The 13,738-nt window shown below is 41.1% G+C and carries 14 protein-coding genes and 1 tRNA gene; 8 read left to right on the forward strand and 7 right to left on the reverse strand.

Annotated elements, in window-relative coordinates; genetic code table 11:
• From ACF8FD_RS03555 to ACF8FD_RS03575, 5 genes are all read left to right on the forward strand, one after another.
• Positions 1 to 500, forward strand: a 500-nt coding sequence (locus ACF8FD_RS03555) for an IS5-like element ISAba31 family transposase (protein WP_306700906.1), incomplete at its 5' end; no start/stop codon positions are given.
• Between the two features lie 96 nt (positions 501 to 596).
• Positions 597 to 672: transfer RNA gene (locus ACF8FD_RS03560), tRNA-Arg, on the forward strand.
• A gap of 682 nt (positions 673 to 1,354) precedes the next feature.
• The gene (hppD, locus tag ACF8FD_RS03565) at positions 1,355 to 2,416 is read left to right on the forward strand and encodes a 4-hydroxyphenylpyruvate dioxygenase (protein ID WP_205666987.1); all 1,062 of its coding nucleotides are present in this window, start codon (positions 1,355 to 1,357) and stop codon (positions 2,414 to 2,416) included.
• A 166-nt stretch (positions 2,417 to 2,582) separates the two neighbouring features.
• Entirely contained in the window at positions 2,583 to 3,983 is a 1,401-nt protein-coding gene (locus ACF8FD_RS03570) for an amino acid permease (RefSeq protein WP_392453189.1), read from the forward strand.
• Positions 3,984 to 4,012: 29 nt separating this feature from the next.
• Positions 4,013 to 5,239: an aromatic amino acid transaminase gene (locus ACF8FD_RS03575; protein WP_392453191.1), complete on the forward strand. Its 1,227-nt coding sequence runs from the start codon at positions 4,013 to 4,015 to the stop codon at positions 5,237 to 5,239.
• Positions 5,240 to 5,491: 252 nt separating this feature from the next.
• On the opposite strand, the gene ACF8FD_RS03580 is transcribed toward ACF8FD_RS03575, so the two are convergent.
• Positions 5,492 to 6,313: an IclR family transcriptional regulator gene (locus ACF8FD_RS03580; protein ID WP_392453192.1), complete on the reverse strand. Its 822-nt coding sequence runs from the start codon at positions 6,311 to 6,313 to the stop codon at positions 5,492 to 5,494.
• 185 nt (positions 6,314 to 6,498) lie between these two features.
• Here ACF8FD_RS03580 and fahA point away from each other — a divergent pair, with 185 nt between their 5' ends.
• Genes fahA through ACF8FD_RS03595 form a run of 3 tightly spaced genes read left to right on the forward strand, consistent with a single transcriptional unit; the run spans position 6,499 to position 9,039 of the window.
• Positions 6,499 to 7,782: a fumarylacetoacetase gene (fahA, locus tag ACF8FD_RS03585; protein ID WP_392453193.1), complete on the forward strand. Its 1,284-nt coding sequence runs from the start codon at positions 6,499 to 6,501 to the stop codon at positions 7,780 to 7,782.
• Positions 7,783 to 7,803: 21 nt separating this feature from the next.
• Positions 7,804 to 8,442: a maleylacetoacetate isomerase gene (gene maiA / locus ACF8FD_RS03590; RefSeq protein ID WP_392453194.1), complete on the forward strand. Its 639-nt coding sequence runs from the start codon at positions 7,804 to 7,806 to the stop codon at positions 8,440 to 8,442.
• A gap of 21 nt (positions 8,443 to 8,463) precedes the next feature.
• On the forward strand, positions 8,464 to 9,039 hold the full coding sequence (locus ACF8FD_RS03595; RefSeq protein WP_392453196.1) for a VOC family protein: 576 nt from the start codon (positions 8,464 to 8,466) through the stop codon (positions 9,037 to 9,039).
• 273 nt (positions 9,040 to 9,312) lie between these two features.
• On the opposite strand, the gene ACF8FD_RS03600 is transcribed toward ACF8FD_RS03595, so the two are convergent.
• From ACF8FD_RS03600 to arsC, 6 genes are all read right to left on the reverse strand, one after another.
• The gene (locus tag ACF8FD_RS03600; RefSeq protein WP_392453198.1) at positions 9,313 to 10,377 is read right to left on the reverse strand and encodes an ArsO family NAD(P)H-dependent flavin-containing monooxygenase; all 1,065 of its coding nucleotides are present in this window, start codon (positions 10,375 to 10,377) and stop codon (positions 9,313 to 9,315) included.
• Positions 10,378 to 10,531: 154 nt separating this feature from the next.
• Complete coding sequence (gene arsH, locus ACF8FD_RS03605; protein WP_005012532.1) at positions 10,532 to 11,236, reverse strand: arsenical resistance protein ArsH; 705 nt, start codon at positions 11,234 to 11,236, stop codon at positions 10,532 to 10,534.
• Between the two features lie 5 nt (positions 11,237 to 11,241).
• Entirely contained in the window at positions 11,242 to 12,285 is a 1,044-nt protein-coding gene (gene arsB, locus ACF8FD_RS03610) for an ACR3 family arsenite efflux transporter (RefSeq protein ID WP_392453199.1), read from the reverse strand.
• A 7-nt stretch (positions 12,286 to 12,292) separates the two neighbouring features.
• Positions 12,293 to 12,766 (reverse strand): arsenate reductase ArsC, encoded by a 474-nt coding sequence (locus ACF8FD_RS03615; RefSeq protein ID WP_392453200.1) that lies wholly within the window; start codon positions 12,764 to 12,766, stop codon positions 12,293 to 12,295.
• A 6-nt stretch (positions 12,767 to 12,772) separates the two neighbouring features.
• On the reverse strand, positions 12,773 to 13,093 hold the full coding sequence (locus ACF8FD_RS03620; RefSeq protein ID WP_234303945.1) for a metalloregulator ArsR/SmtB family transcription factor: 321 nt from the start codon (positions 13,091 to 13,093) through the stop codon (positions 12,773 to 12,775).
• A 57-nt stretch (positions 13,094 to 13,150) separates the two neighbouring features.
• Positions 13,151 to 13,585, reverse strand: a complete 435-nt coding sequence (gene arsC / locus ACF8FD_RS03625; RefSeq protein ID WP_392453201.1) for an arsenate reductase (glutaredoxin) — start codon at positions 13,583 to 13,585, stop codon at positions 13,151 to 13,153.
• Positions 13,586 to 13,738 lie beyond the last annotated feature (153 nt).

Genomic DNA, 13,738 nt, shown 5'->3' on the forward strand with positions numbered 1-13,738 from the left:
CCGATATGGAGTGGATTTTTATTGATGGCTCTCATGTACGTGCTCATCAACATTCTGCCGGCATAGCGAATCAATCTATTTCTAAAAGTGTAGGAGGAAACTCCTCAAAAATACATTTGATTGTTGATGCACATGGCAATCCTATTGATTTCATGATTACCGATGGAACCACACATGATGTTAAAGTTGCACCTGATTTAATATCAACATTAGATTTAAAAGAGACAAAAGTAGTATGTGCAGATAAAGGCTATGATTCAGAACCACTGCGTGAACAGATCAGGAAAACAGGGACTAAAGCGAATATACCAAAGAAAACAAATAGCCAATCGAACAATGACCATATGGACTGGTATTTATATAAAATCAGGCATTTAGTTGAAAATATGTTTTGTAGATTAAAGCAATTTAGAGGAATAGCTACTCGATATGACAAGCTCAAAAGAAATTATCAAAGTTCTGTTGCTTTAGCCTGTATATTTTTATGGCTACCTTTATAGGGTTAATTATGAACAGTAAATGTCAACAGACCCTAGTTATTGTTTCGGCAATAACTATTTTTTTTGAGTAAAATCAGCTACATTAACCGCACTTTTGCGCTCTTAGCTTAACTGGATAGAGCAGTTGCCTCCTAAGCGACCGACGTGGGTTCGAGTCCCGCAGAGCGCACCATTTTATGGTTGTTTTCAACCTCTCTAAGCTTAATCATAAACACTAAAAATTCGATTTATCACACTGTGATACTAATAATCCCCTTCAATCTTGGACGCTGATTCAACAGCCGCTCAAGCTAATGCAAAAAATTCAGCGTGATCAAACTCGCTCGCGGCGACACCTACATCTGGGTTTTCAAATCAGGTTTTAGTAAGTCACACTGTTCTTGATCTTTTACAATTAATTTTCGTACTCGAATCAGTTGCTTGGCTGTTTCATTTTCAAATAGCTGTTCTCAACAGATGCACGGAATGAGCCAAATTTCATACCCAATTTTTCCCTTCTATTTTAGTCCTATAGCACAGATTTCATCCCGAAATCTTGGTATAACAAAGCTCCCCTATTTTAAAACATATTTTTATGAATAATATTAATTTAATTTATAGGTAAATCATTTACCAATTTTACTTATTGCATAATTAAATTATGTATTGAATAATAATTTAGATCAAGTATGATGAATTAAAACTTCTACACTTGCTCACTCAACATTGAGAATGCTGCTGAACAAGTGCCCCATTTCAGACAAACGGATTTGTCTCTCTCGCTCTAGAATTGTAGCGACCAGTCCGTTAGCTCTGAAAGGAATCGTTAAAAAGATAAGCAATAGGATTGCTTAAAAAAGAAATGAGGACGTTGTATGAATGAATTAGCCAACCCATTAGAACTGTGTGGATTCGAATTTATTGAATTTGTTTCTAAAGATGGTCAGCTAGATGCGGTGTTTGAAACCATTGGGTTCAGCAAAGTGGCAAAACATAAGTCTAAAAATGCGTATTTATGGCGTCAGGGCAAAATTAATATCATTCTAAATTATCAGCCTGAATCATATGCAGCTTATTTCTATAAAGAACATGGCCCTTCTGCCTGTGCAATGGGTTTCCGCACCAAGAATGCGGCAAAGGCATTTAAAAAGGCGATAGAAATTGGTGCTGAACCAATTTATAACCAAGTTGGTCCGATGGAGCTGAATATCCCAGCAATTAAAGGGATTGGCGGCTCTCCCATTTTCCTTGTCGATTGTGACATTTACCAAAATGACTTCATTTTCTTTGATGATGTACCCTCCCATCCTGTCGGCACAGGTTTATATGAAATCGACCATTTGACCCATAATGTGTATAAAGGCCGTATGCAGTATTGGGCTGATTTCTATGAAAAGATTTTCAACTTCCAAGAAATTCGCTACTTCGATATTAAAGGTGAATATACTGGCCTGACGTCCAAGGCACTTACGGCGCCAGATGGCAAAATCCGTATTCCGCTCAATGAAGATTCGGATAAAGGAAATGGCCAGATTGCCGAATTCCTGAATGAATTTAACGGTGAAGGCATTCAGCATATTGCCTTCATTTGTGATGACCTGATCAGCACTTGGGACAAATTAAAAGCGTTAGGTGCAAAATTCATGACACCTCCACCCAATACCTATTACGAAATTCTAAGTGAGCGTTTGCCTAACCACGGTGAACCTGCCGATGAACTACAAAAGCGTGGCATCTTGCTAGATGGCAATACTAAGGACGGTAATAAGCGTCTGCTCTTGCAAATTTTCTCTCAAAATATGCTAGGCCCAGTCTTCTTTGAATTTATTCAGCGTAAAGATGACGACGGTTTTGGTGAAGGCAACTTTAAAGCGCTATTTGAGTCGATTGAACGCGACCAAATTAAACGTGGCGTTTTAGATGTATCGAAAGCTTAAACGATTTCTAGAATTTCCCTGTACATATAGTTTTATGTACAGGGAAATTTAACTTTTGCGCAAAATTATACTCGTAAAAATTAAAGTCCGCTCCGATGACAATATAAAAATAAGTACACACATCATCATGGTTCAGGGCTTTATCTCACATGGATGAAGAATAAAAATGCAGCACATTGAACAAGGAAACCTGAAAAAAGGTTTAAGTAATCGTCATATTCAGCTCATCGCCCTCGGTGGTTCTATCGGCACTGGGCTCTTCCTCGGCATTTCACAAACCATCAAACTCGCAGGACCTTCTGTTATTTTAGGCTATGCCATCGCAGGCCTTATTGCCTTTCTCATGATGCGCCAGCTCGGTGAAATGATTGTGCATGAACCCGTGAGTGGTTCTTTTAGTCATTTTGCTTATAAATACTGGGGCAAATTTGCGGGCTTTATGTCTGGCTGGAATTATTGGGTACTGAATATTTTAGTGTGTATGGCTGAACTCAGTGCTGTCGGCCTCTATATCCATTACTGGTGGCCTGATATTCCAACGTGGGTTTCTGCTTTGGGTTTCTTTATTTTCATTAATGTCATTAATTTACTGCACGTGAAATTATTTGGTGAAATGGAGTTTTGGCTAGCCATCATTAAGGTCGTGGCAATTATTGCCATGATTGCTTTTGGGAGTTACTTGCTGGCTAGCGGTAGTGGTCATAGCCAGTCTAGCTTACAAAATTTATGGCAGCTCGGTGGCTTCTTTCCCAATGGTATTACAAGTTTAGTGATGGCTATGGCCATGATTATGTTTGCTTTCGGTGGAATTGAACTGGTAGGTATTGCAGCAGCAGAAACAGATAACCCTCAGAAAACCCTCCCAAAAGCCGTCAATCAAATTGTTTACCGCGTCTTGTTGTTTTATATCTTAAGCCTAGTCGTAATTTTGTCGCTTTATCCATGGAATATGATGGCTGAAGGCGGTAGTCCTTTTGTATTGATTTTCGATTCGTTGGGCAGCCAAACCGTGGCCGCTGTTTTGAATTTTGTGGTTTTGACTGCGGCTGTTTCGGTCTATAACAGCACCAATTACTGTACCAGCCGAATGCTGCTTGGTCTGGCACAACAAGGCAATGCCCCAAAATTTTTAAGCAAAATTAATCCGCGTGGTATTCCTGTAAATACCATTATGGTTTCAGCTTTCTTTACTTTAATATGTGTTCTGATTAACTATTTATTTCCTGAAAAAGCATTTAACTTACTCATGATGCTGGTTGTAGCGGCTATTGTGATTAACTGGGTCGTGATTTCTTATACACATTTAAAGTTTAAAAAAGCCATGAATCGCATGCAGGTAAAAACTCACTTTCCAAGTGTGGCCTATCCATTTACCAATTATTTATGTATTGCCTTCATGGCGAGTATTCTGCTCATTATGAGTCGTAGCCCAGATATGCAAATTGCAGTTCTCATGATTCCAGTCTGGATCGCGATTTTACTGACGGCTTATCTCTTTAAACGGAAGCAAGAAGATCATGTTGCGTTGCTTGAAAAAAGTAAAATCACTTCCTTACCAGAAGCGTAATATCGTATTTATCATATTAGGATGTATTCATGTTTCAACATATTGATGCCTATGCAGGTGACCCAATTCTTTCTCTGATGGAGGAATTCAGCAAAGATACGCGCCATAATAAGGTCAATCTCAGTATCGGACTTTATTATAATGAAGATAATATCGTGCCACAGCTGCAGTCGGTTCAAAAAGCCTATACTCATTTAATTCCTGACTATGACAAAGTCCGAGTGTATTTGCCGATGGATGGGCTCAAGAGCTTTAATCACGCTGCACAAGAACTCATTTTCGGTCAGGCAAGCCCTGCTCGTCAGCAAGGACGTGTCGTCACCATTCAGACTTTGGGTGGTTCTGGTGCACTCAAAGTAGGTGCAGACTTCTTAAACAAATATTTCCCGAAGTCTGAAATCTGGGTCAGTCAACCGACTTGGGAAAACCATATTGCGATCTTTAATGGTGCTGGTGTTCAAACCCATTTCTACCCTTATTATGATGCAAATACCAATGCCGTAAATCTAACTGCGATGCTAGATACCTTAAAGCAGCTGCCTGCTCAAAGTATCGTACTACTGCATCCTTGCTGTCATAACCCGACAGGTGCAGATTTAGAACCTCATGAATGGGATCAAGTGATTGAGGTTCTAAAAGCAAATGACTTGATTCCTTTCTTGGATATGGCCTATCAAGGCTTTGGTCAAGGCCTGGAACAAGATGCTTATGCGATCCATGCGCTAGATCGGTCTGGTATGAACTTTATTGTCAGCCATTCTTTTTCCAAGATCTTTTCCTTATATGGTGAGCGCGTTGGTAGCTTGAGCTTTGTCTGTGATGACGCAAACATTGCCCAAAATGTATTGGGCCAGCTTAAAGCGACAGTCCGCCGCATTTATTCTAGCCCAGCAGCCAACGGTGCGTTATTGGTGAGTCAGGTATTAAATGACACAGCGTTGTCTCAGCTATGGCAGTCTGAATTAGAAGAAATGCGTCAGCGCATTCTACTGATGCGTCGCTTACTTGAAGACAAACTTAGTCAAGCGCTACCAGATATGGACTTTAGCTATCTGACCCAGCAACAAGGTATGTTTAGTTATACGGGCTTAAGTGCAGAACAGGTCGATTTGCTGAAACACGATTATGGTATTTATTTAGTCCGCAGCGGGCGTATGTGTACTGCTGGCCTAAATTTAAACAATATTGATTATGTGGCTGACTCGATGGCAACTGTGCTTAAAGCTGCAAGCTCCGCTGAGTCTGTGCTTGCTTAAAATATATCATGTTCACTTAGGCTTCTCACTCTAGGGTCAGAAGCCTTTTTTATCGTTATTTTTCAGAACTTGAATCAAGGCAACCTAAGTCTACGGGTTTCAGCTTAACTATCTATTTCATGCCCCCTTTCTCTTAGACAGTGCGGCAAAAAAAATCAAATATTTCAACTGTCTGACTCCACAACCCCATAAAAAAATCCACCAAAGGGTGGATTTAAAACTTAATTCATCTTTTCAATGTAAGCGACGCTTTTATATGGCAGCAGCAGGATGAAATAAAGCATCGATCTGTCGCTGTACGCCAAGAACATAATCAATTGCTTGCTGCATTTGTCCTTCGGGTAACTGATCTTCTGTGCCAATACAAGTAATGACATGATCCAGTTGCTGCGTGAAATTAAAGACTGGAATACTAATCGCATTGATCCCAGCCATCATATCTCCTGCGACTGAAGCATAACCTTGACTCAGAATTTTCGCTTTCAGTTCTAAAAAATCTTCCCAATTTGCAGGATACTGCCCTGGTTTAGCGCTACTTTCCCATTCTTTTTCCAATAATGGCTTGATGATGTGCTCAGATTGATAGCAGGCATGCAAGCGCCCTGTCGCAGATTTCAGCAGAGGCATGCGTGAACCAACTCGGGTAATAATATTAAAGACATGGTTAGATTCTAGAGACTGAACCACGACCGCTCCATCAGCAAACCATTTACTCACATGAATACTGCAATTCAGATGTTGCTGAATATCCTGAATATAACGCTGGCTTAATTCCAACATATCTGTTCGCTTGAGTGCATTCACCCCAAAAGCATGTGCACGCTCACCTAAGCTATAACGCCCATCAGTTAATTGCTGAGCATAGCCTTTACGAATCAAGCTCACCACATAACGGTGTACTTTGGCCGGATGCATGGATAAAACTTCGGACAGCTCTTTTAACATCATCGGTGCATTATGTGCGGTCAATGCATCCAATACGGTTAATCCAACTTCCAGAGACTGAACCCCTCCCTGTATTTTTTCTTCCTCAACACTCATCGCTTTACCCTGCATAGCTGCATTAGTTGTCATAACTCCATTGGTGAATTGTACTACTTAAATCAAAAATGTGAGCCATCTAAACCTGACTCTCTCATTCAGAGTAGTATAGCTCAACAATTTACATTACTCATAAATAAATTATTTATTGCGTAATTTTAAAATATAAGTATGATTCTATCTAGAACTTAAATTTTCCACGGAAAGGATCAATATCCATGAGCAAACGCTTGAAGTCATTTGTTGAAATTGCTGCACATTCAGATTTCCCACTAGAAAACCTGCCTTATGGCATTTTTAGTGAAAAACACAATTCGCAGGCCCGTGCTGGCGTAGCACTGGGAGAATGGGTGGTTGATCTGGCGGTACTGGAAGTGCATGGTTATTGCAAACAGGCAGATGGCAAACTGCTCTTTAATCAGCCGACACTGAATTTGTTTATTGAATCAGGTCAAGCCAATTGGTCTAAGGTCCGCGCTGAATTACAAGTTTTGTTGTCCGCAGATAATCCTGAACTTCGTGACAATCAGGCCCTGCGTGATCAAGTTTTCTTCAAACAATCAGACGTTAAAATGCATATGCCTGTAAACATCTCAGGCTATACCGATTTCTATTCGTCTAAAGAACATGCCACCAATGTCGGTTGCATGTTCCGTGACCCGAAAAATGCGCTGCTGCCCAACTGGTCAGAACTCCCTGTTGGTTATAACGGTCGTGCCAGCTCAGTTATTGTGAGCGGCACTGACATTGTCCGTCCATCAGGACAAATCAAGCTGCCAGATTCTGAACGCCCTGTATTTTCTGCTTGTCGTAAACTCGACTTTGAACTGGAAACTGGTTTTATCGTAGGCAAGTCAAGTCAGCTGGGCCAACCTGTTCCAATTGAAAACGCTTGGGATCATATTTTCGGTATGGTGCTGTTTAATGACTGGTCTGCACGTGACTTGCAACAATGGGAATACGTACCACTTGGCCCGTTTAATGCCAAAACTTTTGCGTCGTCTATTTCACCTTGGATTGTGACGCTGGAAGCACTTGAGCCATTTAAAACCAGTTCACCTGAACAAGAACCGAAACCTTTGGCTTATCTGCGTGAAGACAACAGCAGCAATAGTTATGACATTCATCTTTCGGTTGAAATTCAGCCTGAGAATGACGATCAGAGCAATGTGATCTGCACAACCAACTTTAAATATATGTACTGGTCCATGGCTCAGCAGCTGACTCACCATACGATTGCGGGCTGTAACTTGCAGGTCGGTGATTTGATGGGTTCAGGGACCATTTCAGGGCCAACCCCAGATTCTTATGGTTCATTGCTCGAGATCACATGGAATGCCACCAAACCTTTAACGCTATCAAATGGCGAACAGCGTAACTTCATTCAAGACGGAGATACCGTCATTATGAAAGGCTATTGCGAAAAAGATGATTTGCGTATTGGTTTTGGTGAAGTCAGCGGCAAAATTCTGCCAGCAGTGGATTTTGGTTTTACCCAATAATTGCAGATCAGGATGTTGCCCATGAAACTGTATACCTATTTTCGTAGTTCTGCGGCTTACCGAGTTCGTATTGCCTTGAATTTAAAAGGTCTGACTGCTGAACATATACCTGTGCACTTAGTCAATAATGGCGGTGAACAGCATAGTGAAAGCTACCGTCAGCTCAATCCGAGTGAGCTAGTGCCCACATGGGCAGAGCAGGAGTTTGTTCTGACCCAATCGCTAAGTATTCTTGAATATTTAGAAGAAAAATTCCCAGATACGGCCCTGCTCCCTCAAGACTTGCAGCAGCGTGCTTTGATCCGTGCATTTAGTTTAAGTATTGCCTGCGACATCCATCCGCTCAACAACCTACGGGTACTTCAGTATCTGACGGGTACATTGGAAGTAAGTGATGCGCAGAAAACAGCTTGGTATAAACACTGGGTTTTAACAGGCTTTAAAGCCCTTGAAGCACAGCTAGAACAGTCAAATGGCAAATTCTGTTTTGGCAGTCAGCCCACCCTCGCAGACTGCTGCCTGATCCCACAAGTCTATAACGCGCTACGTTTTCATCTTGATTTATCGGGTTATCCAAAAATTTGTTCGATCTACACCCATTGCAACACTTTAGAAGCCTTTCAACACGCTGCACCTGAAATGCAGCTTGAAGCCTCTTAAGTTTTTTATAAGGATATAAAAATGACCATTCAAATTGAAAAAATCCACCACGTGGCCTACCGTTGTAAAGATGCCAAAGAAACGGTGGAATGGTACAAAAAAAACCTAAATATGGATTTCATTCTCGCCTTTGCTGAAGACCATGTCCCCTCAACCAAAGCCTTTGATCCCTATATGCACCTATTCCTAGACGCAGGAAATGGTAATGTTTTGGCTTTCTTTGAACTGCCAATCCAGCCTGAAATGAGCCGCGATGAAAACACCCCAAAATGGGTGCAGCACATTGCACTCAAAGTCAAAGACCGTCAGGCACTGATTGATGCTAAAGAACACCTAGAAGCCAATGGTATAGAGGTCTTGGGCATTACCAATCATGGTATTTTCCACTCAATTTATTTCTTTGATCCAAATGGCCACCGTTTGGAACTAGCCTATGACGATGAAAAAGCACCACAAAAAATTGCCATGATTACTGAACAAATGAAATATGACATGCTGGAAGAATGGAGCAAAACCAAACGCGCGCCGCAGCATACGCATTTCCTACATGCAGATGAATTAAGCCATAACTCTCGTACCGCCAAAGTAGACGCTTAAGTCTGGCGGAAGTTGTGCTGATGGTGAATGCCTTAGAGGCAACTTCAATGATTATAAAAAACGCAAAGTAGCTTCGGCTGCTTTTCTGATTTAAATAGATAGGTTTTCTTATTTTAATTAGCTACTTAGAGCACCTTAAATCTCCTATCAATCATCAATAATTGCTTTCCATTTGCTTCACGGCGAATTCTATTTCCGTCCTCCTCCGTATCGAATCAAATCGAATTGTTCATGCATGAAACCTGTCTATGCATCCCTTTAAACTTATACGTTTTAGCTAGTCAAGTAGGCAGCAATTTCATCAGCCGCAGCTCTTGCTGTTCTGGACACTCCAATTAAAGTCGCCGATGCCATGCCTGTCCACTCACCATAGCCAACCAACCATAAATTATTTACTTTCATTGAACGCCCATTATGGAAAGCAACCGTTTGATCAGGTTCTACCACATCAAGACTTCTTAAATGATTCAGTGAAGCTTTGAATCCTGTACACCAAATCACAGCATCTACGGCTTGTGTTATACCATCCGCCCAAACAACTGAATGTTCTTCAAATGCATTAAACGGTTCTCGGCTATGTAATACGCCACGTTCACGGGCCTCTTTTACAGTGTCTATCATGACAATATCACCCAGACCACCAACAGGCTGATTGATCACTTTACCTTCCTGTTGGGCTTTTAAACGCTCCGTTGCCCGAAGAAACAAGACCCGCCCATCAACATCATCCGATAAAAATTGAGGTGGTGTTACTGTGACCCAAGTGGTATCTGCAACTTTTGAGACTTCAGCAAGAATTTGTGCACCAGAGTTGCCACCTCCAACCACGATCACTTTTTTATTGATGAAAGGCTCTGGATTTACGTAATGAGCTGAATGTATTTGTATCCCTTCAAATCGCTCATGTCCTTCATAATGTGGAATATAAGGTTGACTCCATGTTCCTGTAGCACTGACCACCGCTTTAGCTCGCCAATATTGTTCGCCAGCATACACATCTAAATAGTCATCTTTTTGTTCAATATGATCGACATGGACTGGCCGAATGGTCGGAAATTGATAGCGTTGCTCGTATGCCAACAAATACTCGATCACTTCATTTCGCGTTGGGTAGGTGTGTTCAGTCGTTGGCATCATCCAACCCGACAACGAACTCCATGTATGCGGTGAAAAAAGATGTAGCGACTGCCAAGCATGCAGCCATGCACCGCCCGCCTGCGATTGATCATCTAAAATCACAAATGGAACTTTTTTACGTTTGAGAAAATAAGCTGTAGCAAGTGCCGACTGACCACCACCAATAATAACCACATCGACTTGTGCTTGTAGTTGTGCCAAAGCATCTCTCCTCTTGATTATAGTGAAGCCATATTCATAATTAAAAAAGCCCAGTCTATTCAACAAACTAAGTGACTTTTAAAAACTGATCAAATCTGTAATTGGACTTTTCAATTACACAAGCTACTTTTCAACATCTTTGATCATCTAGAGTTTATAAACTCCGTTGATTGACACGCTTAGATAATTCTTCTGCCGACTCTTTTCGCTCTGAATAACGGTCCGTGAGGTACTGACTCTGCCCACGAGTGAGCAAGGTGAACTTATATAGTTCTTCCATTACATCGACAATTCGATCATAGAAGGATGAAGGTTTCATCCGTCCATTTTCCTCAAACTCTAAAAAAGCTTTAGGAATAGACGATTGGTTCGGAATGGTGATCATCCGCATCCAACGGCCTAAAATACGCATCTGGTTTAAGCTGTTAAAAGACTGTGAACCGCCACTGACCTGCATCAAAGCTAAAGTCTTACCTTGCGTTGCACGAATTGCACCGCCTGCCAATGGTATCCAGTCAATTTGCGATTTGAAAATTGAACTCATGGAGCCATGACGCTCAGGCGAACACCACACCATGCCTTCTGCCCAAGCGAGTAAATCATGCAACTCTTTAACCTTTGGATGTTCAGTGTCCGCATCTTCAGGTAAAGGCAGCCCTTTAGGATGAAAGATTTTTACTTCGGCACCAAACTGCTCCAAGATACGTCCTGCTTCCATTACGGCCAAACGGCTGTATGAACGCTCACGGTTTGAACCATACAGCAGCAAAATACGGGGTGGATGATCCAACTCTTTAGCTTGTACCTTTTCTAAAGTCGGTTGATCCAAAAGATTCATATCTACATTTGGGAGAGTCATAGAAATTACACCTCTGCTTTAAAAAACTTTTTTCTAAGCCACAAAGACACACTGACCAAAGCAATCAGCACTGGCACTTCAACCAGTGGACCAATTACAGTAGTAAACGCCACAGGTGAAGCTAAACCAAAAGTTGCAATCGCTACAGCAAGTGCCAATTCAAAGTTATTTCCCGCAGCAGTAAAAGAAATTGCTGTGGTTTTAGGATAATCGTTCCCCATCCATTTGCTCATGAAGAAGCTGATGAAGAACATCACAATAAAGTAAATGGTCAATGGAATCGCAATACGCAAGACATCCATCGGTAAGCTCACCACATCGTTCCCTTTCAGGCTAAACATCGCCACAATCGTGAACAATAAAGCCAGTAGACTCAGTGGACTAATCTTAGGTAAGAAGACATTTTGATACCAATCCAAACCTTTAGCACGAACTAAAATGAATCGGGTCATAAAGCCAAGAAAAAATGGAATCCCTAAGTACACCAGTACCGCATGGGTAATCGTCCAGAAATCCACATTGATCACTTGCCCTGCAACACCAAAATAAGGTGGTAAGAAGGTCAAGAACAACCAAGCATAGGTACTGAAAAATAAAATTTGGAAGATACTGTTAAAGGCCACCAATGCAGCAACATATTGGTTATCCCCACAGGCCAAACCGTTCCACACCAAGACCATCGCAATACAACGAGCCAGCCCTATCAGGATTAAGCCTGTCATATACTCTGGATAGCTATGTAGAAAAATAATGGCTAAGGCAAACATCAATACTGGTGCTATCACCCAGTTCTGTACCAAAGACAAAGTTAAGGTTTTTTTGTCTTTAAACACTTGTGGTAGCGCTGCATAATCCACTTTTGCCAAAGGTGGATACATCATCAAAATCAAACCTATCGCAATTGGAATATTGACGGAATCCACACTCATTTTATCCAATGCCACTGAGGCTTGTGGAAAGAACACACCGATCGCAATTCCCAACCCCATCGCAATGAAAATCCATAGCGTGAGGTTACGATCTAAAAATGACAGTCTTTGTTGAGCCATGATGTTCTCATTCAATATCTGAGATGTGATTGATTGCAGCAATCAATTCAGGACGAGACATGTGCGCTGTATCGAGTGCCAACAATGCATCTAAACGACGATTGACATGGTCTACAGTCACTTGGAATGCTTTTAATTTTTCTTCTTTCGGCAAATCTAAATGTGAAGGATCAGCCAAGCCCCAATGAGCCTTGATCGCTCCGCCTAAATACAGTGGACACGCTTCCTGAGCTGCCGAATCACAAACCGTAATCACCACGTCAGGTTGATATTGTTCACAATCATCAATGGTTTTACTCCACAAACCATCTGTTGAAAGACCCAAATTTTCTAATGTTTCAATGGTCAATGGATGTACTTGCCCTGATGGCTTACTACCTGCACTGTATGCTATCCACCCTTCAGGCGCGCGGCTGTTAAAAAGAACTTCTGACAGGATGCTACGGCAACTATTTCCAGTACACAAAAAAAGGAATTTCATATTGTTCTACTCGCAATAACTATTGATTTGTTGAAATGATGGAGCAACTTTTGGCTGTAAATCAGCATTTTTAAGGGTGTTAAGTACGTCTACGCACCAAGTGGGTAAATTGGGATTGAGACTGTAATAGACCCATTGCCCTTGACGTCGATCTTGTAAAAGACCAGAAGAGCGTAATAAGGCTAAATGCCGTGAAATCTTGGGTTGGCTCAACTCTAATTTTTCAGTCAAATCACAAACACATTGTTCATTATTTCCAAGAACCAACATGACGATGTTGAATCGCGTTTCATCAGTCAAACATTTAAAGAAATTGATTTGATCCATACTTTCACCTACTCATCCTTCTGGATATAACAATACTCACAGATACCCATCACATGTTTATTTTAATCTCTGCCCATTTTCATCCAGTACTTGTTCACCGTCTTCTTTAGTGAAAGCACCCTTTTGTGGGAGTGGCAGAATTTCTAAAACCAGTTCTGACGGACGACTTAAACGAGTTCCTAGTTCAGTCACCACGAATGGGCGGTTAATCAAAATTGGATACTGAAGCATAAAGTTAAGCAATTGATCTTCAGTCCAATCCTCTTGATCAATTCCTAATTCTGTATATGGAGCAACATTTTTACGAATCACTTCTCTCACCGTTAAACCTGCATCCGCGATCATTTGAATCAGTTCATTTTTAGATGGAGGTGTTACAAGGTACTCAATCACTTCAGGTTCAATATTGGCATTACGGATTAACGCCAATGTATTACGTGATGTACCACATTCAGGATTGTGATAGATCTTCACTTTTGGAGTAGCAGTCATTTACTCAAACTCAATGGAATCTTTACATATATTTATATATGTATAATCACATATATGCAACTCCATATTTAAAGAATGAAAAATGATCTATTTTGAATATATAGTGATCGAATGAGCATGTTAAAATTAGATAAAATATAAGATTTAGAGGTC

Origin of the sequence: Acinetobacter sp. TYF_19 (assembly GCF_043105125.1) — a bacterium.
Classification (GTDB): Bacteria; Pseudomonadota; Gammaproteobacteria; order Pseudomonadales; family Moraxellaceae; genus Acinetobacter; species Acinetobacter johnsonii.